We start from the raw sequence: 24,891 nt of genomic DNA on the forward strand, positions 1-24,891 counted from the left end.
AGCATTGGCAATGAGAACGATTAAGTGTCGTAAGGGCATTTGGTGGATGCCTTGGCATGCACAGGCGATGAAGGACGTGATACGCTGCGAAAAGCCGTGGGGAGCTGCGAATGAGCTTTGATCCATGGATCTCCGAATGGGGCAACCCACCTTAAATACCTAGAAAATCATTCTGGTTGTCGGATCTTCGATCCGACATTACGGCGAACGATCGCCGACGGCCTCTGGCCTGTATGGGAGTTTCCCATGCTGTGCGGAGTGCGTCGCCGGTCGTCCGGCGCGCTAACGCAGCGCTGCACGAAGTGCAGAACGAGCGTGAGTGAAAACCCGAATGGTTTCTAGGTATTGTGATAAGGTATCTACACCTGAATACATAGGGTGTAAGAAGCGAACGCAGGGAACTGAAACATCTAAGTACCTGCAGGAAAGGACATCAACCGAGACTCCGCAAGTAGTGGCGAGCGAACGCGGACCAGGCCAGTGGCAATTGTGATTAAAGTGGAACGCTCTGGAAAGTGCGGCCGTAGTGGGTGACAGCCCCGTACGCGTAGATATCATGATTGTCCTAGAGTAGGGCGGGACACGAGAAATCCTGTCTGAACATGGGGAGACCACTCTCCAAGCCTAAGTACTCGTGCATGACCGATAGCGAACAAGTACCGTGAGGGAAAGGTGAAAAGCACCCCGACAAGGGGAGTGAAATAGAACCTGAAACCGGATGCCTACAAACAGTCGGAGCCCGCAAGGGTGACGGCGTACCTTTTGTATAATGGGTCAACGACTTAGTGTAACAAGCAAGCTTAAGCCGGTAGGTGTAGGCGAAGCGAAAGCGAGTCTGAATAGGGCGATTTAGTTTGTTGCATTAGACCCGAAACCGAGTGATCTAGCCATGAGCAGGTTGAAGGTTGGGTAACACCAACTGGAGGACCGAACCCGCATCTGTTGCAATAGATTGGGATGACTTGTGGCTAGGGGTGAAAGGCCAATCAAACTCGGAAATAGCTGGTTCTCCGCGAAATCTATTTAGGTAGAGCGTCGAGCGAATACCCCCGGGGGTAGAGCACTGGATGGGCTATGGGGACTCACCGTCTTACTGATCCTAACCAAACTCCGAATACCGGGGAGTACTACTCGGCAGACACACGGCGGGTGCTAACGTCCGTCGTGAAAAGGGCAACAACCCTAACCTCCAGCTAAGGTCCCCAAGTCATGGCTAAGTGGGAAAGGATGTGAGGATCCCAAAACAACCAGGATGTTGGCTTAGAAGCAGCCATCATTTAAAGAAAGCGTAACAGCTCACTGGTCTAAATAAGGGTCTTTGCGCCGAAAATGTAACGGGGCTGAAGCCATGCACCGAAGCTGAGGATGTGTAGCAATACACGTGGTAGCGGAGCGTTCCGTAAGCTGATGAAGGGAGACCCGTGAGGGCTCCTGGAGGTATCGGAAGTGCGAATGTTGACATGAGTAACGATAAAGAGGGTGAGAGACCCTCTCGCCGAAAGACCAAGGGTTCCTGCTTAAAGTTAATCTGAGCAGGGTTAGCCGGCCCCTAAGGCGAGGCAGAAATGCGTAGTCGATGGGAACCACGTTAATATTCGTGGGCCTGGTGGTAGTGACGGATTGCACAAGTTGTTCATTCTTATTGGATTGGATGGGCAGCGGAGCGGTTCCAGGAAATAGCTCCACCGTATAGACCGTACCCGAAACCGACACAGGTGGTCAGGTAGAGTATACCAAGGCGCTTGAGAGAACTATGTTGAAGGAACTCGGCAAATTGCACGCGTAACTTCGGAAGAAGCGTGACCCCATGGTAGGCAACTATTATGGGGTGGCACAGACCAGGGGGTAGCGACTGTTTATCAAAAACACAGGGCTCTGCGAAGTCGCAAGACGACGTATAGGGTCTGACGCCTGCCCGGTGCTGGAAGGTTAAGAGGAGAGGTGCAAGCTTTGAATCGAAGCCCCAGTAAACGGCGGCCGTAACTATAACGGTCCTAAGGTAGCGAAATTCCTTGTCGGGTAAGTTCCGACCTGCACGAATGGCGTAACGACTTCCCCGCTGTCTCCAACATAGACTCAGTGAAATTGAATTCCCCGTGAAGATGCGGGGTTCCTGCGGTCAGACGGAAAGACCCCGTGCACCTTTACTATAGCTTTACACTGGCATTCGTGTCGGCATGTGTAGGATAGGTGGTAGGCTTTGAAGCGGGGACGCCAGTTTCCGTGGAGCCATCCTTGAAATACCACCCTTATCGTCATGGATGTCTAACCGCGGCCCGTCATCCGGGTCCGGGACAGTGTATGGTGGGTAGTTTGACTGGGGCGGTCGCCTCCGAAAGAGTAACGGAGGCGCGCGATGGTGGGCTCAGACCGGTCGGAAATCGGTCGTCGAGTGCAATGGCATAAGCCCGCCTGACTGCGAGACTGACAAGTCGAGCAGAGACGAAAGTCGGTCATAGTGATCCGGTGGTCCCGCGTGGAAGGGCCATCGCTCAACGGATAAAAGGTACGCCGGGGATAACAGGCTGATGACCCCCAAGAGTCCATATCGACGGGGTTGTTTGGCACCTCGATGTCGGCTCATCGCATCCTGGGGCTGGAGCAGGTCCCAAGGGTTTGGCTGTTCGCCAATTAAAGCGGTACGTGAGCTGGGTTCAGAACGTCGTGAGACAGTTCGGTCCCTATCTGCCGTGGGTGTAGGAATATTGACAGGATCTGTCCCTAGTACGAGAGGACCGGGATGGACATATCTCTGGTGGACCTGTTGTCCTGCCAAGGGCATAGCAGGGTAGCTACATATGGACGGGATAACCGCTGAAGGCATCTAAGCGGGAAACCCACCTGAAAACGAGTATTCCCTATCAGAGCCGTGGAAGACGACCACGTTGATAGGCCGGGTGTGGAAGTGCGGCAACGCATGAAGCTTACCGGTACTAATAGCTCGATTGGCTTGATCGTTCTCATTGACTATGCTCATCTCAAGGCGACCGCAAAGCGGTCGTCCTGACAAGGCGAAGGCGCCAGCCTTTGCCCGGTCCCGGCGAACACGAAGTGTTCGTCCGGTTGGAGCTCTAAAACGTGTTCAAAAACGAAGTCATAGCACTTCACCAGCTTCTCAAAACATATAGTTGCGCTTTGCCGACCTGGTGGTTATGGCGGGGTGGCTGCACCCGTTCCCTTTCCGAACACGGCCGTGAAACGCCCCTGCGCCCATGGTACTTCGTCTTAAGACGCGGGAGAGTAGGTCGCTGCCAGGTCTGCAAAGCGCAACTGATGTAAAACAATCTTCTCATCACAAACTCTGCGGCCCATGCCGAACAAAAAGGGCCGCTCGCAAGCGGCCTTTTGTGTTAGAATGCATCGGCAGGAAAACACGAGACAAATTGCAAAAGCAATTTGCTCGGGCAGTCGGTATTTTGCCAGATGGCAAAACCTGGACGGACGACGCAAGCGTCGCCTGGATAACGCGGGGTGGAGCAGCCCGGTAGCTCGTCAGGCTCATAACCTGAAGGCCGCAGGTTCAAATCCTGCCCCCGCAACCAAACAAATAGCCGCCTTCAGGGCGGCTTTTTGTTTGGTAACGGGTCGAGGGTTTAATGCCTAATCAGGGGCCCGCAAGAAGGCAAAGCCGACGCAGCGGGACAGAAACTACAAATCCTGCCCCCGCAACCAATCCTTTCCTTAGATACTCCCAAGCCCCTGCCATGCAGGGGCTTTTTGTGTTGCCAGAAGAGAGCAATATCGCTGGCGCGAAGACTTCATCTTCGCTGGCGATGGTAGCTCCTCGTCCTGCGGACCATAACCTGAAGGCCGCAGGTTCAAATCCTGCCCCCGCAACCAAACAAATAGCCGCCTTCAGGGCGGCTTTTTGTTTGGTAACGGATCGAGGAGTTGACGCCTCTTCAGGGGCCCGCAAGAAGGCAAAGCCGACGCAGCGGGACAGAAAACTACAAAGCCTGCCCCCGAAACCAAATCCTTCCTCTTAAAGATCAGCATCTACCTTCTTATCGCTGGCGGAAAAGCTTCGCTTTCCCTGGCGATGGTAGCTCCTCGTTCGCAGAGCTCACCATAACCTGAAGGGTGAGCGGTCGATCGGGCCCGCCCGATAAAACAGTCCACTGAACTGTTTAAGACCCAACGGGGCAAAGCCTCAAACCGAAACCAAATTCCCAATAATACGCAAAAGCCCGCCTCGTGCGGGCTTTTGCGTTTGGCCAGATGTGGTCGAGGCAAGCATCCAGGATCAGTAATCGGATTCGGATCCTTCAGTTCAATTCATTCCGGGCCAGGAATTCGGCTGCCTGTATTGTCTTCAAGGCACTCGCTGTCTCCCTGAAGTAAGGCAGGGTTTCCCAGAGGGTGCGATCGCCGACGATATAGAAGCGGCGTTTGGCGCGCGTCAGGGCAACGTTCAACAGGTTCGGCTTCGATGCGGCCCAGGCTGCAGCCCCGCTATGAGCGGCATCGGCGCCGAGCACCATGAAAACCACGTCTTCTTCCTTGCCCTGGAAAGTATGCACCGTGCCGATCCTTTCCTTCAGCCACTTCGACAGTCTTGGCGGAGCCGAGCGCGTATTTCCGTTCCAATCAACCCATGTTGCATGGGCCAGAGCCTGCTTCAGACTGTTCTTGATCTCCTTGAACGGCGAAATGATATAGAGGTCCGGCAATCCGCCGTCCCGGCGATAAGTGGCGGTGAGGAGATCGACGATGAAGCCCGTTTGTTCTGGAACGGCCTGTTTGCCTGACACCCTTCCCCTGACGTCGATCCAGGCGCTGTCGCCATAAAACGGCGGAGCGTCGCCGGCCGGCCGGCGCTCTTCCAGCCCGAAGACCATCTTGTTCTGATAGGCGATCTGGTTGGCAAGGCCGAACATCGGATCGATGCAGCGCCGATGTACCCTGAGGGGGCTGCCGATCCAGAGCCCATCGGCCTCCTCGCCCGAGACCGTCGTCCCATAGCGGTTGTTGGCATCGGCCAACATCTGCACCGACGCACTGTTCGGCGAATATTGTCCTGCCGCCGTATGCGGCGAGAGAGCCGAGGTGGCGGTGATCAGCGCGCTGGGCAGCGTGAAGACCGGTTCGATCTGCTGGGGATCACCGATCACCATGACGCGCCGCGCCCGCAACAGGGCGCCGACGGCCGCCTGCGGCACCGCCTGACCAGCTTCATCGATGAAGACCCAGCCGACCGAGCCGGTGTCGAGACCGTGGAACTGCCGGGCAAAGGAGGCGAAGGTTGTCGAGACGATGGGAACGATCATGAAAAGGCTCTGCCAGATCAACGCAATGTGCTCGCCGTCGGCGGGACCGTTGTTGGAAAGCAGTTTGTTGATGGCGACGATGTTCCCTCCAAAACCTCCGCCTTTCTTGCCCACATCCGCCAGCCACGCTTCATGCAGCGTCAACGCTGCTTCCAACAATGCCGAACGCAGACCTGCCAGTTCGTCCTGATGCCACAGACCGTCAATCTGGAACTGATCGGTCTCGAGATCGGTCAGGCGACCAGGTAGGGTGGGGTGATTGAGAATTTCCCCTAGGCGGCCAAACTCCTCCCTTTTTCTGGACCAGATTTCTCGTTGCGACCGCAGTGCCTGTTCGGCACGTCGATGTCTCCGCAAAGACTGTTCCAGCGCAGGTCTGAGGGTTTTCGTAAGATGATGTTCGCATTCCGCCAGCGCCTTGCGCAGTTCCAGCTGTCTTCGTGCATTGGCGACGACATTGTGCCGATGCTGCCGGGCAGGGTTGGTCGACAGCACTTTCTCCCACCACGCAGGAGCGCCTCGGTCGAGCAGCAGTTCCTCCTCCTTCAGAGGAGACAACCCTTCCCTGAGGCGGAGCATGTCGGCGGCAACCATATCGCATCGGTCCTGTGCGTGTCGAAGTTCGGCCGCACCTGCTCTGACCTTTTCAAGCGCCTCGCGGCAGAAACCATCCTGCGAAACCAGGGCGATTTCGTCATGGAGATCGGCATAGCGTGCATATTCGCCGATCTTGTCGCGAACCACCTTGTCGGCGGCCTGAAATGCCGCCGATGCTTCGGCGAAGTTTGGTCCCTTATAACCCTTTAACCACTCCCAGATGGTCTGTGGTTTGTCGGCACCGGACCAGCCGGGCTTCGGCCTTTCGGCGATCTCCATGAAGGCGAAACGTTCCTTGAAAGCTCGGCGATTCCGGGAATTGCCGAGCGCACAGGCGATTAGCCCCCATGGGCGGTCGCCGTCCGAGAGCCTGACGACCGCCCCATTGTCCTTCTGGCAAGCGACTTTGTGCGCGATGGTCTGCAGATATTGGAAGGAAGACGTTCTCGCGACCGAGCTTCGCTTCGGAAGGTCGCGCGAAATATTCTCCACGGCGGCGTTGTTGGAGGAGGCGACAACCATTTCGAATCCTGCCAGGGCCGGGATCAGCGCCGATATCGTGGCCGTGCTCCGGTCCGCGAAAATGATGCGGCGCGGCGCGCCATCGAAGGCTTCGCGCGCCGTCTTCAAGGAGGCCAGGATGCGAGCGCGCCGAACGATATTATCTGCGAACATGTCGCGAAGCAGCGTCGTCTTTCCCGTCCCTGGCGGGCCGTTGACCGAGAACAGTCCCGTTTCCGACAGCTCGTCGATTGCCGAATTGATCGCGAACTGTTGCATCAGGCTCATGGCGTGGTGAGGTTCGCTGAGCCAGCGCCCGCGGTTGAGTTTTCCAGGATGCAAGGCCCGAACGATCGCCCGGCGTCCATCCTCCGAGTAGAGGTCGATCCGTTTCTCATGCACCAGCGCGGTGAGATATTGCCTGAGCGGCGCGGGGATATCGCCATGCGTGACGCGTATCATCGCCCGCTCGATGTCCTCGATGAAGAAGCTGTTCAAGATACCGATATCGTCTTCAGCACTGGTACTCTCATCCTCCTCGTCGTCGGCATCGAGCGCATTGCTTTCCGGCGGTGGTGGCAAGGAGATGAACTCTGATTTTTCCACCCGGTCCCGGTAACGCATTTCAACAGCGGCAATGGGTTTCTCCTGCTTCGAGGCAAAGCCGGCCCAATCGCAGAGCAATTCATGCAGCGTCAGGATTTCGGCAGCATCGATCGGCTGATCGGTCGTGTCCTCGGAGGATGAAGATCTCAGATGCCGCTGCGCCCGAAAGTTTTGAAGCAATTCCGAGAGTTGCCGCTTGCTGTCGGCAAATGCCTGGTAGCCGAGCGAGGAGAGGCCGGATTTCCGCACCCGTCCCAGAGCCCATGGCAGCGTGGAAACTGAAAATGTTTCGAACAGCGGCTGTCCCAAGGGAGAGAGCTGCAAGCTGGCAAAGCAGGTATCGCCATCGAGGTCGCTGCGTTCGGCGTCGTCATATTCGGCGGTATCGGTCGCAACGCAATCGAAGTGTCTGCGAATATCGGCAATTTCGGATTTGCTGAAAACGCCGAGGAACAGGGTAAAACCCGTGATCTGCTTCTCCTCGGGGATCGCTGGACGACTGAGTGCGGCACCGTCATCGCCGAGCGTTTTCGCATGCAACCAGAAAACACTTCGGCCTTCACCGGAGACGATACGACTGGAGAGATCGTAAGGAATGAAGAACTCGATTTTGTGCCAGAAATCGAGAATGGCCAGAAGCCGTTCCCTTTCGGCGCCGTCTGCATTCGTCTGCATGACTTCTCACTGAGGAGTTGCAAAAATAGGCTCGCGCTTCTTTTAGCAACGATCGCAGCGCAAAATCAAAGACCATGGTGACTGTGCGTCCCGGAGCTGCCGGACCGCATTTCCGCACCATGGCGAAACCACATCAATGCAGACGTGGCCGGCGTCGCTCGCTGAGCTGCCGTCCTCGGTTCCAGCGGGCGATGGTCTCCGGCACGACGTCCGTCTTGCCAGCGGCGGGCTCGGTGATCGAGCGCAGGCGTTCGAGGGCAACGCCCGCCTTGGCGGCATAATCGAGTGCGGTCGGATCGTCCGAATGCACGTCCTGGATCGCGGCGAAAACCGCCTCCGCCTCGGCCAGCCGTTTGCTCGCCGCAAGGGCGATACCACGCTTGTAATGCGCCTGGATGAGATGCGGCCCGATCTCGCCGATCTGACGGAAAGTCTCTGCGGCCTGCTCATATTGATGCAGCGCAAGTTGCGTGTCGCCAAGCCGCATTTGGATCGGTGTCGGGTCGGGTGCTTGCTCGACGAGAGCCTTGTAGGCAGTCAATGCCTCCGTCAGTTTGCCTCGGTCGAACAGCAGATTGGCGAGCCCGAATTCCGCGCCGGTATGGCCTGGCGCCGATTGCAGGACCTGGTTGAAGGCGATCTCCGCCTTGCTCCGGGCTCCATTGCGGTACATGTCGAGCGCCTGTTCATAGACGAAACGAATGCTGCGCGGGTTGAGCGCGCCATGCAGGTTCTGGCCGTTGCGGGTGCGGAACAGGGTGCAGCTGATCCGCCTTTCCTCCACCCCGAACATGTACTTATAGGGTTCGTTTCCGCGCAGGAAGTCATAGGTCTTGAAGCCCTGCTCGATCGCCCGCCGGATGCAGTAGCCATGCAGGATGAGGCCGGGAGACGGCGTCTTCCAGTTCTCGTCGCGGCCGGTGATATAGAAGAGGATGGCCTTCTTCTGCCGGTCGACGATATTCGCCAGCGCGCCGAGCGGCTGGTCGCCATACCAAAGGACCGGCACCTCGAGATTGCCGCAGTTGAAGCTGTCCATCAGCATCTCGCGCGTGGTGATGATCAGCCGCTCGGTCCGCTCTGCGCCTTTGCGGGCACTCCATTTGATCCGCCAGAGATTGAAGAGGGTGTCCAGGTCCCGATCGATGGTCTCGGGAGTTGCCATCGTGATCCTGTAAATATCGTCGCCTTCGACCTTGCGCAGGAACCGCCGGAGCTTCTGGCGCGTCTGGCTGCTCATGCGCTGCTCGAGATAGTCGTCGAAGCTTGCCGGCAGGGGGACGATGGGACAGATCGTATTGTCGATATTCTCGCTGTTCTTGGGCGAGCTGTCGCGAAACATCACCTCCGGTCCCTGCAGCGCCTCGATCATCTTCTCGCGCCGGCTGGCAGGACCGCTGAAATATTCGAGTTTCAGGTCGGTCCAGTTTTGATGTTTGATAAACGAAGCAAAGCCCGCAATGGCGTGATGCTCGTAATCCGGCCTGACGATGAAGCCGGTATAATCGGCCGCAAAATTCCCGGCCATGATGATCTCGTCATAGAAGAGCCCGGTCTTTTCGTTCAGATGCGTGATGAGGCGCAGCGGAAGGAAGGCGACATAGGGTGCTTCGGGATCGCGTTCGCGAAGGGCGAGGATGAACCAGCGGCGTCGGCGCGACAGATAGTTCTTCAGCCATATCCAGGAGAGGAAATGCTGCGCGTCTGGATCTTCCAGGAAGACCTGATCCCAGTTCTCGCGCACCGCCTCGAACCCCGCAATGGTATCGATGATATCTATGCGCATGTCCGCCCCCCAATACCCCATACGTCACTTGGGAGGTTTCATTCTAAAGGGAAACACCGATCTTCAAATAAACCGTCCGGATGATTTGAGGCGCCTAAATGGGATTAGTCCTGAGCCCGGCGCATAACCCAAAATCGCAATCGGTTTTGGTCAAAATCATACACAGATTCAAAGCGATAGAGCCAAACGCGTCCTGAAGGATAACGAGCTTCAACGGACCTCGCCCGAAAGTGTGCAGCGGTTTTGAGAACATGAGTACATAAGGATTAGATCAGAGCTCGCCGGAGATCCGCGGGCTCGCATGGATGAAGGCCCAGAGCGTCCGGCTGATGGCGACGATCTCGGCGATCGACTTTTCCAGAAGGTCGAGCTCGCGCGCGTCCATCTGTTCGATCTTGCCGTAGCGGATCTGCTTATCGTCCTCGACGAGCCGCATCAGCTGTGTGCTCGAGATCTCTCCCTTTTCGTCGAAGGAATAGATGCAGTGATTGTACTTGTTGCGTATCTTGGATTCTTTCTTCAACCGCGACATGGCTGAAAGGATCGCCTTCCGGTCGGAAGGGGAGGTCGAAGCGAGCTTGGACAGCCGTTCGATGAGATCGATCCGTGCGCGTGTGGTGTTCAGCGTCAGGAAAACGACGATTGCTGCATCCTTTTCCACCCGGAGAAGATGGGCGATGATGTAGATCAGCAGGCTTTCGGTGTTCGTCCAGACATAGTTCAGGCGGCCGACCCGCAGCAGGACATCGGACATCGCCGCCATGCTTGACCCTTTCTCCCCGGAGGGAATCCATCCCTCAAGGGATGACATGTGGACATTACATTAGAACAACGCGCAAGTCCGTCATATCTACAGGTCCGCCCGTGCCGGATCGCGAGCGATCAGCGCTCCTTGAAAGCCCGGGACATGCTGTCGGTAATCGGTTTGCTCAAATATTCGAAGAAGGTGCGTTCCGACGTCTGAATCAGCACTTCGGCCGGCATGCCGGGAACGGGATGGAAATTATGCACCCGCGCAATCTCGGAATCGGGTATTCCGACGCGGACGATATAGACGTCCTTGACCGAAGCTCCCGAATTTTCCTCGATCGAATCGGCCGAGACGTAGAAGACCTTGCCCTGCAGAACAGGGGTCGTGCGCCGGTTGAGCGCCGTGAGGCGGATCGAGGCCGTTTCTCCCTCATGCAACTGGTCGATCGAGGTGCGCAATACCTGCGCTTCCAGGATCAGCGGCACATGCGACGGCAGGATTTCCATGATCGGCTTTCCTGTCGTGATGACACCGCCGGCTGTGTGAAAATAGGAGCGCACCACCGTGCCCGACACCGGCGAACGGATAGTGGTCCGTTCGAGCACGCCGGCGGCCTCGCGCATCTGTTCGCGCACACTGTCCAGATCGGTTTCGGCGGTCTCGAGTGCATCGAGTGCCGCCTGCTTGTTGGAGTTGACGGCGATGACGGCTTCCTGGCGGAATTTGGCGATCTCGGCCTCGCTCTCGTTGAGCTCGCCGTTCAGTCGAGCAATGTCGCCCATCGCATCGGCGATCGCCCGCTCGATTGCCAGCAGATCCGTCCTGCGCATATAGCCGACCTTCACCAGCCGAGCCTTGGAGTCGCGTTCCTCGGTCAGCAGCGACAGCTGCCTTTCGAAGGAATCTCTCTGGCCCCTATAGCCGGCGAACCGGAATTCCAGCGACGCGATGTTCTTCCCGATCAGATTGAGCTGCTCCTCGAGCTTGATCTGCTTGCTGTGGAAGACGACGTTCTGGCTCTGGATGATCGCGTTGATATCGGGATCGCTGGCCTCCTTCGTCACGATATTGGGAAGCTGGAGTTCACGCAGGCCCTGCGCTTCGGCACGGAGCCTTGCGACAATGGCTTCCAGGCGCAGACGGCGAAGCTGCAGCATCCGCTCGTTTGAGCGGGATGCTGTAGGATCGAGGGTCAGCAGGATATCGCCTTCCTTGACCGTATCGCCTTCGCTGACGCGCATCTCCTTGATGATGCCACCTTCCAGATGCTGGACGATCTTGTTGTTGCCGGTCGCGACGAAGCTTCCCTGCGCGATAACGGCGGAGGCGAGCGGCGCCGTCGCCGCCCAGAAGCCGAAGCCTCCGAACGAGGTGAAGAGAACCGTCAGGCCGACGATGCTGTGCATCCGGATTGAGCGCGGCACGTCGATATACCATTCGAGCTGCACCGGACCGGCCGTCTCCTGATTTTTCCGTCCCATGTCGTTCATCCCTCGATGCGCGGTGCTTGTTGACCGTTATTGCCGTTGTTCTTGGAAAGCGCCTGCAGCACCTCGATCCTTTCCCCGAACATGGCGACAGTACCCTCCTTGAGCACGAGGATCTTGTCGACGCATTGGAGAAGGGCCGGGCGCTGGGTGATGGTGACGGTGGTGATACCCTGCTTCTTGGCGTGTATCAGCGCCTTGGCAAGAGCTGCCTCGCCTTGTGTATCGAGGTTCGAGTTCGGCTCGTCGAGGACCACGAACTTCGGATTGCCGAAGAAGGCGCGGGCCAGCGCGATGCGCTGCTTCTGGCCGCCCGAAAGCGGAGCGCCGTCACCCGCCACAATTGTTTCGTAGCCCTGCGGGAAGCCTGCGATGAGTTCGTGCACGTCAGCGAGCACAGCGGCCTCATAGATCTGGTGATCGTCGACGTCGTCACGCATGCGGCAGATATTGGCCTTGATCGTACCGGGAAAGAGCTGCACATCCTGCGGCAGATAGCCGATGCTTTCGCCGAACTGGCGCTGGTCCCAGTTGCGCAGATCCATCAGGTCGAGGCGAACATTCCCCGATGTCGGGACGATCGAGCCGACGAGCATCTTGCCGAGCGTCGTCTTGCCGGACCCGGAATTACCGATGATCGCAAGTGATTCCCCCTTCCTGAGCGAGAACGAGATGCCGTTGAGAATGACCTTCTTCTGCGGCGGCGGCACGAAGAGAATGCGTTCGACATCCAGCCGGCCTTCGGGATTGGGAAGACGCAGGCGCGGGAAGTTCAATGGGGAGTTCAACAGCAGTCCTTTGATCCTGCCATAGGCGGCTGCCGATCGGTTGAACTGATGCCAGCCTTCGATGGCGCCTTCGATCGGCGCCAGGGCGCGTCCCGAGATGATCGAGGACGCAATCACCATGCCGCCCGTCAACTCACCGGAGAGCGACAGATGCGCACCCCAGCCCAGCAGGGTGATCTGGGTGATCATGCGGCAAGCCTTCGATATGCCGGAGAAGATGATGTTGCGGTCTTGCGCTTCGACTTGCGATTTCAGCGAGCCCGCCGTTTCCCGGCCCCACATCTTCACCGCCTCGGGGATCATCGCCATTGCGTTGATAATCTGCGAATTGCGCGACATGGAATCGAGATGGAAATTTGCCCGGCTGAGATAGCCGTTGGATTCGGCAAATTGCCGGGCGGTGAATTTCTGGTTCAGATAGGCGATCACGAAAAGCACCGCGCAGCAGACCATGATGATGATGCCGAGATGCGGATGCACGAAATAGACGACGACCACGAAGAACGGCATCAGCGGCGCATCGAGAAACGCGATCAGCGTGCCGGATGTCAAGAAGCCGCGCAAAAGCTGCAGGTCCTGCAGCGTCTGATAATCCTTGCCGCTGCCATGCAGCGACGCCCTCGCCGCGGCGCTGAGGATCGGCGCGCCGAGCTGAACTTCGAGCTCCACCGCGGTGCGCATCAGGATAAAGCGCCGCACCGTATCCATGAAGGCCTGCAGCAGCACGGCGCCGATCACGGCGATCGAGAGCATGACGAGCGTGTCGACGGAGCGGCTTGTCAGCACCCGGTCGGATATCTGGAAGAGATAAAGCGGTATCGCCAGCAGAAGGACGTTGATGGCGACAGTAAACACCATGACGACCACCATGTTGCGCCGTACCGCCGCCATCCCGCGCGAGAGGCTGGCGGCGAAATTCACAGGCTCGCTGCGCTTGTGAAAACCGCCGCCGCTTCCCCCGCCCCCGCCCCCGCCGCCCCCGGGATCGGAATTCTTGCCGTTTCCGCCGCCGCCGGTGCGCAGCCGCCTGTCGTTCTCGCTGATCGGACCGCTTTCTCCTTCGATGGTCTTGCCGAAAGGCATCGTCGGGCTCGATTTAAGCTCGGTCTTCTCTGTCGGCAGTTCGGGGGCCACCCGTGCTTCGATCTGCGGCTGGGCCGGCGCTTCCGCCGGTTTTGCTGTCGCCGGGCCCTGCGCCACCGCGACAGCAGGCGCCGTTTCCACTTTAGCTTCCGGCACCGCCGTCTTTTCCGGGAGGGGCGCCTGCGTTGCGCTTGCGCGTCCGGTATCGGCAGCCTCGGTTGCTGCAGCTTCGGACGTCTGCTTGCCGCCATCGGGAGACGAAGCAGCGGCACCGCTCAGCCTGCGAAGGTTCTCGACCGCCTCGTCGATCGCCGAGATGCACAAATCGGTCATCGTCGCTTCCGAAGGGGCAGCGGAGGGAATAGTGCCCGATCTCAGATCGAGGGCGCTGCCTGCCGCAAAGATTTGTTTCGAAATCTGGTTCATCGTGGTTCCCTCGCAATACTCAAGGTCACGCGACCATGGCTTGCATTACGTCGGCGGGGTGCGTCGACGACCATGAAAAATCATTCCCGGCATTGATGACGCCGTCAGCGCAATTGCCGCCCGCCGGATCGTCGTTGTCGAGAAAGGCGATGACTTCGTTGGCGAGCCTGTCGTCGGCCGGCTGCGGCTGTGTCGTGTCATGCTCCACCAGCCCGCCCTGAATGAGGATGGCGTCTGAATAGAGCTGGCCTGCCAGATAGGTCGTCTGGCCGAAACTGTCGTAGTCGACGATTTCGGCGATGTTGACGACCGCATTGCTGCCCGTGTCGATCGTAACCGTTGCGTCGGGATTGTTTTCGAGGATGGTTGATGCCGCCAGGGTCACATCGTCGGAATCGCCGAGGATGCTGACCTGTTTTATGATCGTCATGTCGTAGAGATTGCCGGTGATATAGAGCACATTGAGGCCGGCATAGCCCTGGAAATTCATATCGAAGGACAGCCCTTCCGGCATGTTGGGATCGCGATCTTCGATCGCTTTCTGCGTTGCGGCCATATAGTCCGGCATGGCCGCGAACGGGCTGTCCGTCCCGACATTGTGGATCGAGGCGAAATTCCAGAGCAGGTTGTTGCCGGTCTGTATGTCGGCGCCGGGATCGACGCCGTCTTCGGCCCGCACCCAGTCATTGTCGTAGAGCAGCGAGATCTGCGTGATGCTGTTGATGTCGAGCACATTGCCGCCGATGATCACCAGATCATACTGCATGCCCATCCCGAAAAAGGAGGAGAAGTTGATGGAGGTATTGCCGCCGGTCAGAACCGTGGCTTCGGATCCAGAAGTGGTGACCGTCATCGTGTCGTTGTCGGTGACGAAGTGATATTGCTCGATCCACTGTACGAAGGAGACGTCGCCGTCGATGACGCTGACGCGCCAGCTGTTCGGGAAAGTCGGCTCGACAGCATCGTTGTCGGCATGGCTCGATGCTTCGAAGGTGCTGTGTTCGAAGAGGGCGATATTCTTGGCGACCGTTCCCGCGTCATCGGCGGAATGGCCGGATGACTGCAGCGTCGAAGCAATCTCGTCGTTGTCGCTGTAGACAAAGGCTTGGGAGATCGCGTCGATCTGGTGATAGTTGCCCATCACCGCCGTGACCGAGGCGATGACGCCGGTATTGATCACCGAGGCGACGTTGACAAGGAGGTTTGCACCGGCGGTCACATCAAGGCTGTTGCCACTCGGGTCGGTCTGCTCGACGGATGTACTGCTGTCGTCTGGTTCTTCCTGGAACTTGGCGAGACCGCGGTCGGGCAGGAAGTCGTCGAGGACAGGGATATCGGTCGTCTCCTCGCCGTTGACATAGACCGTGTCGTTCTTGGGGGCGGTGGTGCTGAAATCATGCGTCGCGTCGCCGCTGCTGGGCGAGGCCGGCCCACTGTCCTTGCTATTCTGGATATAGCTTTCGAGATCCTCGGCGATCTTCAGCGCGCCATCATAGGTATCTGTCCGGTGGAGGCTCGCAAAAGGCGTGAAGATCTCGGCCTCGGTGCTGAAATCCGCGAGCCGCTCGATGACGAAACTCGTGTCTCGAAGGGGATGGACGCCGTCCGTCATATCCAGATAATCGTCGTCGTAGAGGACGTTGACCTGGAGGACATGACTGATCGCCGAACCAGGCCCGGCAAAGACTGTCAGTTCCGGCTCATCCGTGAGCACGATATCCGTAGGATCGCCGAAATGCGGTAACGGGATGTCCTTTCCGGCAATCGCCGCCAGCTTCTCGAGGCTCTCTTCGAAGACGCGGCCGAAATGGCGCGCCGGGCCAAATTCGATGTCGTAGCTGCCGCTTTTGTAGATGATGCCCGGATCGTAGTCCTTGAGCTGGAGATCGGAAGAGAAGGCGGCGGTAAAGGCATCCTGATCCGGCAGAGCCGGTCCATCCGCGCCCGGTCCTGCACCTTCGGCATAGTTCGTACGCAACCGCATCTCGTCGGTCGTCATCTCGAAGAGACCGATGAAGTGCGCAATGATTTCCGAAATCTTCTCGATATGCATGGTTCGGCCCTCCCATTCGAGATGACGATCGGCCTTGGAGGCACCCGCCGGGAGCCGTCGTGTGGTCGTCAAATCGTTTTCAAGCAGTCAAACTGCACCGGCTAGAGCCGGTGCAGTTCGTCTTGGTCGCTGGAGGTCGGTGTCAGGTGCCGGTATCCTCGCCGACGTCGGAGACATGAGAATTGCCGCCGATGACGCTGGAGTCGACCGTATTGCTGAGCAGGTTCGCACCCTGAACGAACTCGAGGTGGAAGCCCGAATTGGCAAGGATTGCCGAAGCATCGGCCGCGCTCGAGCCAGTGGCGTCGTCGCCGGCCTTGAGATCCCAGCCTTTGCCGTCCATCTCCATGCCTTCTGCGCTGTCGGCGGTGCCGCCATTGGCATTCAGGTTGTTCTGAGCGCCTTCGTTGTCCATCTTGACGTTCCAGGCGCTATCCTGGTCAGCCAGATGGTTCGCCTGGACGGCGCTGAAGCCGCTGTCATTGCCTTCGCCGGTCAGCGAATTGTTGAGGATGCTGTCGACGTCGAGAGTGAAGGAGAAGTCGTCGCCGAGGTCGAAGGTGAGGTCGTGTCCGGCAACGCCGAGGTTGGAGTCCTTGACGTCCTCGATGACGGCGAAGTCTGTGTCCGTCTTGTTGAAGCTGTCGGAGGTGTTGTTGCTGTCGGAGACCGTCTTCGTATCCGTATCCGTCTCCGTAACGGTCTTAATATCGGTGTCGGTCACGGTTTTCGTATCGGTGTCCGTGATCGTCTTGGTGTCGGTGTCGTTGTCGCTGTACGACTTGCTGTCATAGCTCCAGTCGTAGTCGGTCTTGGTGTCGGTATCGGTGATCGTCGTGGTCTTGGTGCTCGTATCGTCGTCGGACTTGTAGCTCCAGTCATATTCGTTGTCGCGGTTGTCGCCATTGTTGGCGGCGACGTCGATCTCCGCCTTGACGTCCACGTCGACGCTATTGTCGGTATTGTCGCGATTGTCGCCATTGGCGACGCCGCCGACATAACCGGTCGAATCGTCTTCGATTTCAGTCGAATTGATCGCGCTATTGGCAAAGCCGTCGGCAAGCGCCCCGACCTTTGTGATTTCGGTGTCGTCAGACATTGCATTCTCCAGAAAAAACCGGAGCAGCTTTTCGAAATCCCTCTCATCTCAAATGGGATTTTACTCGCGCTCGCTCCGATACGGTTAAGATCGGCAGATGTATTCGATACTAGTCATCTGCAGCTTCGTCGCGATTTGTTGATCAAATCGTTGGTATTGGGAACGTACGTACTCAGTACAAGGCCGCACATATCCAGCTCCGAATCCTGAAAAGGATAAGGAGTATTCAGGCTTTCTTTTCGTTGAGTTGCCCTAAATGGAAGCCATGTATCAAAAACGCATGACGATACCTGGATTTTCCAGTCGCCACTTGGACGACGATCACAGAATGCTGGAAAAAATGCGGATCCGATAGACACCAATTCGGGCTAAGGCGGATCCGCCCTGTCCGGATAGCCCGCAGATAGTCCCTGTCGTCGGAGTACTAAGATCTGTTCGGCAGCGGCGTCGGCGAGCGGCGACAATCCGGGGCTCCCGGCATTCGCTGCAGGGTTGAGGGGCACCTTTCGACGTTTCCCTGTCTCATATCCGACCCACCCTGCATGACGAAAATATGACAATTTGTACTGAAATATTACATTCAACTGAACATCTATAGTCGAAGCAAATATAGCCTTGAAGTATATATCATAGTGAAAATACAACCAAGGCATTGTATCGTATCGTTTTTCGTCCGCGAAAACTAATCACTTTGGGCCATTTCCTTCCTTCTCAATCCGTATTAACATAATTAAGAAATGTCTAAAAAATAAAGCGGTGACATCCGGGGTCGGCATTTCTTACTATCTTATACCCGCCATCGCTCCACGTTTGAGTAAAGTGTAACGCTAGGGGAGGCGTATATGTTCATGACAGGCTCAGGGATGGAGAATTCTGACCAGGGAAGAAAGTTGAGTACGTCCGGAGATACTATACTAGTGGTAGCCAAGGCGGATCTGTTTTCGGAATGCATGGTAGAAGCACTGGCAAAGAAATTTCCGAACTGTGAAGTGGCAAGCATAACGAGTACAAAGCCGATGCTGGAAAAAGATACCAGCGATTTTAAGCTTGTTTTATTCTATCATATACCCGGCCCGGAGCTTCATGAAGCGCTGCAGGCTGCCCGCGAAAACCACCCTGAAACCTCGATTGGACTTGTCGTCGAAGCGATCGATATGCTCGAGCCCTATGTCAGCCGGCTGGTAGAGGCGCGGATCATCGATGGCGTCCTGCCACTCAACCTGCGGCTCGATGTCTTTATGGCTGCAGTGGATCTGCTAATGAAGGGCGGCGAACATTTTCCGTCAGCACTTCTCAATCGCCTCACCAACAACAACGCCCAGCTGGAGCCTTCGCTCTATCAGACAAAATCGGTCGATGCGGCGCGCAGCAATGCGCTCAAGCTGAGACGCGACAGCATCTCTGCTTTGACCACCCGTGAGGTTCAGATTCTGGATCTCATATGCAAGGGCACGCAGAACAAGATCATCGCCGACAAGCTGCATCTTTCCGAAAATACCGTGAAGGTTCACGTCCGCAACATCTACAAGAAGATGAACGTCCGAAACCGCACGGAAGCTGCATCCCGCTTCTTCAATGAGCATTCCGCCGGTGAAGGCGACATGTCCGGTCGGTGGCGCAACTGATCTAACGCTTTCTTTTGCTTCAGATCGAAGGACGCGCAAAGCAACGTGACTTCTGTCCGAAGCCGCTTGGAGAGCAGATATAAGGCGCCGAGCCATGATAGGCTACGCTGCGGGCCGTTGCTGCAGTCGGGCGCTCGGCCCGATTTGCCGGATAGGCATAGGCCTTCGAGACGCGCGGTGCCTCGACCACGACGATGTTCTTTTTCGCGACGACCGCGATATCGTCATCAACGACCGCGCAAGCCGTTGGTCCGATTGCAACGAGCGCCGTTCCCCAGACGAACATCGCCAAGCGGAAACGCCGGCCTTTCAGCTGCGGTGTATCTTGTTTTTCTAACATGGCCAAAACCCCTCGCATATGGCGCTTCAGGATGCAAGACCGGCCGTGCCGTTGAGCGCGGCCAATCTCCCGCCTTCCCTCGTATATTAGCTGCATTGAGTGAAGCTTAAGCGGCGAGTGAGAGGCGTTGTTGCGGATCGGAAAATGACTAGAGTGATTAATCATTCGTTATCTTGAAGAATACTTGTGTAATTATTTGGATACTTGGAATTTTTAAAGTTGACCTCCACGCTAATCGTCTTATCATTTGAGTAGTAATTCAGTTATCCGAAGAATAACTACAAAGTTATTAGCGTCTTGATAGGAGGGTTCACGAACATCCAGGCGGATAAGGAAGACTTGAGGCGCATAAATAAATCAAAAGACTAAATACCTGGGAAGGAGTTTGTAATGCGTAGTTTCGTTCCCAACGAAGGCTATTCTAAAGTGTCAGGCATACCGGTGCTCCAAGGGCGACGCACCGTTCTTGTGAATGGTGGGGGCGGCTTCCTCGGTTCACATCTCTGCGAAAGGCTCCTGCAGCGCGGCCACAGCGTCACATGCCTCGATAATTTTTCGACCGGCCGTCGTGCGAATGTCGCTCATCTTGCGTCGAACACCCGCTTCCGCATCGTCGAGCACGATGTTAGGCAGCCCTTCGATATTGACGCGTCGCTCATCTTCAATTTCGCCTCCCCCGCCTCTCCGCCCGATTATCAACGGGATCCCGTGGGAACGCTGCTCACCAACGTGCTTGGCGCCGTCAATACCCTTGATTGCGCGCGAAAGACCGGTGCGATCGTCGTCCAATCGTCGACGTCGGAGGTCTATGGCGACCCAACCCAGAGCCCGCAGCACGAATCCTATTGCGGCAATGTTAACCCGATCGGACCGCGCGGCTGTTACGACGAAGGCAAGCGCAGCGCCGAAACGCTGTTCTTCGATTACCACAGGACTTACGGTGTCGACATCAAGGTCGGCCGCATCTTCAATACCTACGGACCGCGCATGCGCCTGGACGACGGGCGGGTGGTTTCCAATTTTATCGTGCAGGCCCTGCGCAATGCCGACCTGACGATCTATGGCGATGGTCAGCAGACCCGTTCTTTCTGCTATGTCGACGATCTCATCGAGGGTTTCCTGCGTTTTTCGGCCGCGGGCAGCGCCTGCAACGGCCCGATCAACCTCGGCAATCCAACCGAAATGTCCGTTCGGCGCCTGGCGGAAATCATCCGGGACCTGACGAACTCGCGTTCCCGGATCGTCCACCTGCCTGCGGTCACCGACGACCCTCGTCAGCGGCGACCGGATATTTCCCGCGCCATGGCCGATCTTGGCTGGAAGCCCCGCATCGGGCTCGAAGCCGGCCTGGCTCGCACCGTCGAATATTTCGACGGACTGCTGGCCGGCACAGAGAAGGCGGAGGTCCTATGAGATGCCCCGCTACATTCTCGTCACCGGCGGCGCCGGTTTCATAGGCAGTCATATCTGCAAAGCGCTGTCGCGCGCCGGCATGATCCCGGTTACCTACGACAATCTCTCCACGGGACATGCCGACAGTGTACGCTGGGGGCCGCTCATCCGGGCTGAGCTTGCCGATGCCGCCGCGTTGCGCCGGACTCTTGCGGAGTTTTCGCCCGATTGCGTCATCCATTGTGGTGCCAATGCCTATGTCGGCGAATCCGTCGACATGCCCAGGAAATATTACCGGAATAACGTCGTCGGCAGTCTGACGTTGCTCGAGGCCTGCCTCGATCAGGAGATCGATCGGATCGTCTTTTCGAGCAGTTGCGCCACCTATGGCGTCCCCGCTTCATTGCCGATACGGGAGGAAAGCCCGCAGCATCCGGTCAATCCCTATGGGCGCACCAAGCTGATCTTCGAGATGGCGCTGGAGGACTTTGCCGCCGCCTACGGCATCCGCTTTGCCGCATTGCGTTATTTCAATGCGGCCGGAGCCGACCCTGATGGTGAGCTTGCCGAGCGCCATCAACCCGAGACCCATCTCATCCCGCGCGCCCTTCTCGCTGCCGCCCGCAGGTTGGAGCGGCTTGATATCTTCGGCACCGATTATGCAACCGAGGACGGAACCTGCGTTCGCGACTATATTCATGTCAGCGATCTCGCGCAGGCGCATCTCGCCGCCGTCAATCATCTGATGGCGGACGGCGGCTCGCTCAGCGTCAATCTCGGCTCCGGCCGGGGCACCTCGGTGCGCGAGATTCTCGAGGCGATCCGTCGCGCCAGCGGCCGCGAAGTCCCCGTGCGTTATCGCTCCCGCCGCGCCGGCGATCCGCCGATCCTCTTTGCCAATACCGCAAGGGCGAAAGCGGAACTCGGCTTCGCGCCGGTTTTCTCGGATATCGATACGATCATCCGCACTGCCGGCCCCACCTTCGGGCTGGAGATGAGGGCATGAGCAATGTTTCGCAAATCGGCCATGGCGTCAGGACCGCCAAAGCCGTCAATGCTGATGCATTCGATCTTGTTTTCACCGGCTGGAACCGTGTCGCCTATGGCTTCGGCATTCTCTGCTGGCTGACGGCACTCGGCTTTTTCTGGATCTGGTGGTGCCAGTCCGCCCATATCATTTCTTGGGCCACATTCGTGCTCGTCACCCTCGTGCTTGCCTGGATCACGCTTGTACCGGCCTATTTCATCCTGATCTTTGTCGATGCGAGGACGGTCAGCCCTCGCGCAGGGCTGCCGGAAGGGCGGGTGGCTATGGTCGTCACCAAGGCGCCGTCCGAGCCCTTTGCCGTCGTCCGCACCACTTTGCAGGCGATGCTCGACCAGATCGGCGTCGATTTCGATGTCTGGTTGGCTGACGAGGACCCTTCGGAGGAAACCAGGCGTTGGTGTGCGGCGCACGGCGTGCTGATCTCCACCCGAAAGGGTGTGGCGGAGTATCATCGCACCACCTGGCCGCGCCGGACGCGTTGCAAGGAAGGCAACCTCGCCTATTTCTACGACCACTTCGGCTATGCGCGCTACGATTTCGTCGCCCAGTTCGATGCCGACCATGTGCCGACGCCGACCTACCTCCGTGAAGTCCTGCGCCCCTTTGCCGATCCCGGCATCGGTTATGTCTCCGCTCCCAGCATCTGCGATGCCAATGCCGGGGCAAGCTGGGCGGCGCGCGGCAGGCTCTATGCCGAGGCAAGCCTGCACGGTTCGCTGCAGACGGGTTACAACAATGGCTGGGCGCCTCTTTGCATCGGTTCCCATTATGCGGTTCGCACATCAGCCCTTCGTCAGATCGGCGGCCTCGGCCCAGAACTTGCGGAAGACCATTCGACAACGCTGATGATGAATGCCGGCGGCTGGCGTGGCGTGCATGCGGTCGATGCGATCGCTCATGGCGACGGACCGGCGAGCTTCACCGATCTCGTCGTCCAGGAATTCCAGTGGTCGCGCAGCCTGGTCACCATTCTGCTGCAACATTCCCGCCGCCACATCATGCACCTGCCTTGGCGGCTGAGGTTCCAGTTCGTGTTCTCGCAGCTCTGGTACCCGCTCTTTTCCGTCTTCATGGCCATGATGTTCCTGCTGCCGGTTGCCGCGCTGCTGACGGGCCGTGTCTTCGTCAATGTCACCTATCCGGATTTCCTGCTGCATTTCGTGCCGATGTCGATCGTACTGACGCTGTTTGCCTTCTTCTGGCGGGCAACGGCAACCTTCAGGCCGCACGATGCGAAACTGCTCGGCTGGGAAGGGCTTGCCTTCATCTTTCTGCGCTGGCCGTGGTCGTTGGCCGGCAGTCTTGCCGCTGTTCGCGACTATATCTGCGGCTCCTTCGTCGATTTCCGCATCACGCCGAAGGGAAAGCAGCAGCAGCGGTCTTTGCCGCTGCGCGTCATCGCGCCCTATATCGGGCTCGCTGCCCTTTCCGCCGCTGCAATGATGTTTGCGACCGATGCCGCGGCCGCCCAGGGTTTTTATGTTTTCGCCATGATCAACCTCTCGGTCTACCTGTCGCTGACGGTGCTGATCGTCGTTCGCCATGCGGTCGAAAACGATCTGCCGCTGCTGCCGCAATCGCGCGGGCTGTGGCTTGCGACAGCCACCGGACTGGCGATTTTCGTCGCTGGCGGCACGCAGGCGGGGAGCCACGGCCTGCGCGGCCTCGAAGCTCTTTCGCACGGCCAGACGTTTGTCAGTTTCACCGAAACGCAATTTGCCGTGGCCGGCGCCGGCCTCGGCGGCGGCAAGACCAGGATCGTGAAATTCCACCTGAGATGGAATGGTTTCGGCAGAACCGGCCGAGACGAACAGGGTGCGTGAGCCGGCGGAACCGGCAGGTGTCGAGTATGGAGGATGTAATGGGTATCGGATCGAGACTATGGGGAGCAGCGCTTGCTCTCAGCCTGTGCCTGCCGGTGGCAGCGCACGGCGCCGAGGTTGCCAAAATGAAGGCGCCGACGCCGCTCAGCGCCTATGAGCTCTATCGGATCTATGGCGACAAGACCTGGACCTGGAACACCGGCGGCGGCCGTTTCTTCGATGAGGGCCGACGGTTCGTCGCCTGGAGCAATGATAAGGGGAGGCCGTCCTTCGCCGAAGGCAGATGGGTGGTCGACGATCTCGGCCAACTCTGCATGCGCGCCACCTGGACGAATGCCGAGGGCGCGGCCCGCGCCAGCACCTGTTTCGGGCATCGCAAGATCGGCAACACGATCTATCAGCGGCGCCAGCCGGACGGCAAGTGGTACGTCTTCCGCCATGCATCGGGACTCCCGGACGACGAGTTCGGCAAGCTCGTTCCCATGGACACCGTGAGCGCGAAGGCAAGCGAAGTGAAGCAGATCCTGCTGAGCCAGGAAGTAGCCCGAAAAGGAGGGTGAGCCATGAAGAAGCTGATGAAAAAAAACCTCTCGACCGCCGCGTTAGCGCTGTTGCTGTTGTGCGTCGCGGATCTGCCGGGCCGAAGCGAAGTGCAATATGCCGGCATTGCCCCGAACCCGGCGGCGGCCGTGCGGACGATCATCGATAAGCGCCCCGTCCTTCACACCGACGGCATTAAGTTCGGGGCCTACGATCCGCACGGCGATTTCGGCGCGCAGGCGAATGTCGCGACCGAAGCCCTGTTTCTGCCATGGGAGGACGTCGATCTCGAGACGTTGCGCGTCGCCGATGCCTATGCGCAGGCCAGAGGCCGCAACCTGCTGATCACCGTGGAGCCATGGTCTTGGGACGTCGATTGGCGGCTGACCTCCGCAGAGCTTCGCGCCAAGGTTCTGCGCGGTGACTATGATGTCAACATGCGTTCGATCGCGCATATGATATCTGAGCTGAAAAGCCCGGTGATCGTCCGCTGGGGACAGGAGATGGAGGACAAGTCAGGGCGGTTCTCATGGTCCGGCTGGAGCCCGCAGGACTATATCACGGCCTACAAGCGGATGATGGACATCGTCCGCCAGGAGGCGCCCAGCACCGAGCTCATGTGGTCGCCAAAGGGAGAGCCTGGCCTTGAGGCCTATTATCCCGGCGACGATTATGTCGACCTCGTTGGGCTCTCGGTCTTCGGCCTGCAGCGCTACGACGAACTCGCCTACAATGAGCACCGAACATTCTCGGAAGCGCTGAAGCAGGGATATGATCTCGTCGCCGGCTACGGAAAGCCAATCTGGGTGGCGGAGCTGGGCTATGAAGGCGGCGACGCCTATATCAGGCCGTGGATCGAAACTGCCACACTGAAGCAGAGCGCCTTCCCGAATCTGCAGGAGGTCGTCTATTTCAACGACCGGGATGTGCATGCATGGCCGTTCGATCTTGGCCGGCCGGACTGGCGCGTGGCCGAAAACCTGGGCAACTGATAGTCCGGAAAA

General features: G+C 58.1%; 14 protein-coding genes, 1 tRNA gene and 2 rRNA genes. 9 read left to right on the plus strand and 8 right to left on the minus strand.

Annotation, left to right across the window (positions count from 1 at the left end):
- Window positions 1-18 precede the first annotated feature (18 nt).
- The 3 genes from AC245Y_RS22295 (at window position 19) to AC245Y_RS22305 (ending at window position 3,542) form a co-directional block, all read left to right on the plus strand.
- Window positions 19-2,958, plus strand: a 23S ribosomal RNA gene (locus AC245Y_RS22295).
- Between the two features lie 184 nt (window positions 2,959-3,142).
- Window positions 3,143-3,257 (plus strand): 5S ribosomal RNA (rrf, locus tag AC245Y_RS22300).
- Between the two features lie 208 nt (window positions 3,258-3,465).
- Window positions 3,466-3,542, plus strand: a tRNA-Met gene (locus tag AC245Y_RS22305).
- A gap of 723 nt (window positions 3,543-4,265) precedes the next feature.
- On the opposite strand, the gene AC245Y_RS22310 is transcribed toward AC245Y_RS22305, so the two are convergent.
- The 7 genes from AC245Y_RS22310 to AC245Y_RS22340 form a co-directional block, all read right to left on the minus strand.
- Window positions 4,266-7,646, minus strand: a complete 3,381-nt coding sequence (locus AC245Y_RS22310) for a DEAD/DEAH box helicase (protein WP_017995619.1) — start codon at window positions 7,644-7,646, stop codon at window positions 4,266-4,268.
- 133 nt (window positions 7,647-7,779) lie between these two features.
- Window positions 7,780-9,432 carry a GNAT family N-acetyltransferase gene (locus tag AC245Y_RS22315; RefSeq protein ID WP_017995620.1) on the minus strand — a complete coding sequence of 551 codons (1,653 nt, stop codon included), beginning with the start codon at window positions 9,430-9,432 and terminating at the stop codon, window positions 7,780-7,782.
- 271 nt (window positions 9,433-9,703) lie between these two features.
- Entirely contained in the window at window positions 9,704-10,195 is a 492-nt protein-coding gene (locus AC245Y_RS22320; RefSeq protein ID WP_012759596.1) for a hypothetical protein, read from the minus strand.
- A gap of 119 nt (window positions 10,196-10,314) precedes the next feature.
- Window positions 10,315-11,664 carry an HlyD family type I secretion periplasmic adaptor subunit gene (locus tag AC245Y_RS22325; protein ID WP_017995621.1) on the minus strand — a complete coding sequence of 450 codons (1,350 nt, stop codon included), beginning with the start codon at window positions 11,662-11,664 and terminating at the stop codon, window positions 10,315-10,317.
- 5 nt (window positions 11,665-11,669) lie between these two features.
- Complete coding sequence (locus tag AC245Y_RS22330) at window positions 11,670-13,967, minus strand: type I secretion system permease/ATPase (protein WP_017995622.1); 2,298 nt, start codon at window positions 13,965-13,967, stop codon at window positions 11,670-11,672.
- A 25-nt stretch (window positions 13,968-13,992) separates the two neighbouring features.
- A complete protein-coding gene (locus tag AC245Y_RS22335; RefSeq protein ID WP_032996748.1) occupies window positions 13,993-16,020 on the minus strand; it encodes a hypothetical protein in 2,028 nt (675 codons plus the stop codon).
- A 142-nt stretch (window positions 16,021-16,162) separates the two neighbouring features.
- Complete coding sequence (locus AC245Y_RS22340; protein ID WP_012759600.1) at window positions 16,163-17,119, minus strand: hypothetical protein; 957 nt, start codon at window positions 17,117-17,119, stop codon at window positions 16,163-16,165.
- Window positions 17,120-17,961: 842 nt separating this feature from the next.
- Between AC245Y_RS22340 and AC245Y_RS22345 the strand changes: the two genes are divergently transcribed.
- Entirely contained in the window at window positions 17,962-18,744 is a 783-nt protein-coding gene (locus tag AC245Y_RS22345) for a helix-turn-helix transcriptional regulator (RefSeq protein WP_012759601.1), read from the plus strand.
- Between the two features lie 19 nt (window positions 18,745-18,763).
- Here the strand turns inward: AC245Y_RS22345 and AC245Y_RS22350 are convergent, their stop codons facing one another.
- Window positions 18,764-19,084, minus strand: coding sequence for a hypothetical protein (locus tag AC245Y_RS22350; RefSeq protein ID WP_012759602.1), 321 nt, complete (start codon window positions 19,082-19,084; stop codon window positions 18,764-18,766).
- 390 nt (window positions 19,085-19,474) lie between these two features.
- Between AC245Y_RS22350 and AC245Y_RS22355 the strand changes: the two genes are divergently transcribed.
- Genes AC245Y_RS22355 through AC245Y_RS22375 form a run of 5 tightly spaced genes read left to right on the plus strand, consistent with a single transcriptional unit; the run spans window position 19,475 to window position 24,879 of the window.
- Window positions 19,475-20,497: a UDP-glucuronic acid decarboxylase family protein gene (locus AC245Y_RS22355; protein ID WP_017995624.1), complete on the plus strand. Its 1,023-nt coding sequence runs from the start codon at window positions 19,475-19,477 to the stop codon at window positions 20,495-20,497.
- Between the two features lies 1 nt (window position 20,498).
- Entirely contained in the window at window positions 20,499-21,482 is a 984-nt protein-coding gene (gene galE, locus AC245Y_RS22360; RefSeq protein WP_017995625.1) for a UDP-glucose 4-epimerase GalE, read from the plus strand.
- Entirely contained in the window at window positions 21,479-23,347 is a 1,869-nt protein-coding gene (locus tag AC245Y_RS22365) for a glycosyltransferase family 2 protein (protein ID WP_017995626.1), read from the plus strand. The genes galE and AC245Y_RS22365 overlap by 4 nt, the downstream gene beginning before the upstream one ends.
- Before the next feature lie 38 nt (window positions 23,348-23,385).
- Window positions 23,386-23,907: a DUF995 domain-containing protein gene (locus AC245Y_RS22370; protein WP_012759606.1), complete on the plus strand. Its 522-nt coding sequence runs from the start codon at window positions 23,386-23,388 to the stop codon at window positions 23,905-23,907.
- Window positions 23,908-23,910: 3 nt separating this feature from the next.
- Complete coding sequence (locus tag AC245Y_RS22375; RefSeq protein WP_012759607.1) at window positions 23,911-24,879, plus strand: glycoside hydrolase family 26 protein; 969 nt, start codon at window positions 23,911-23,913, stop codon at window positions 24,877-24,879.
- Window positions 24,880-24,891: the final 12 nt, after the last annotated feature.

Source organism: Rhizobium sp. SRDI943, assembly GCF_057653695.1.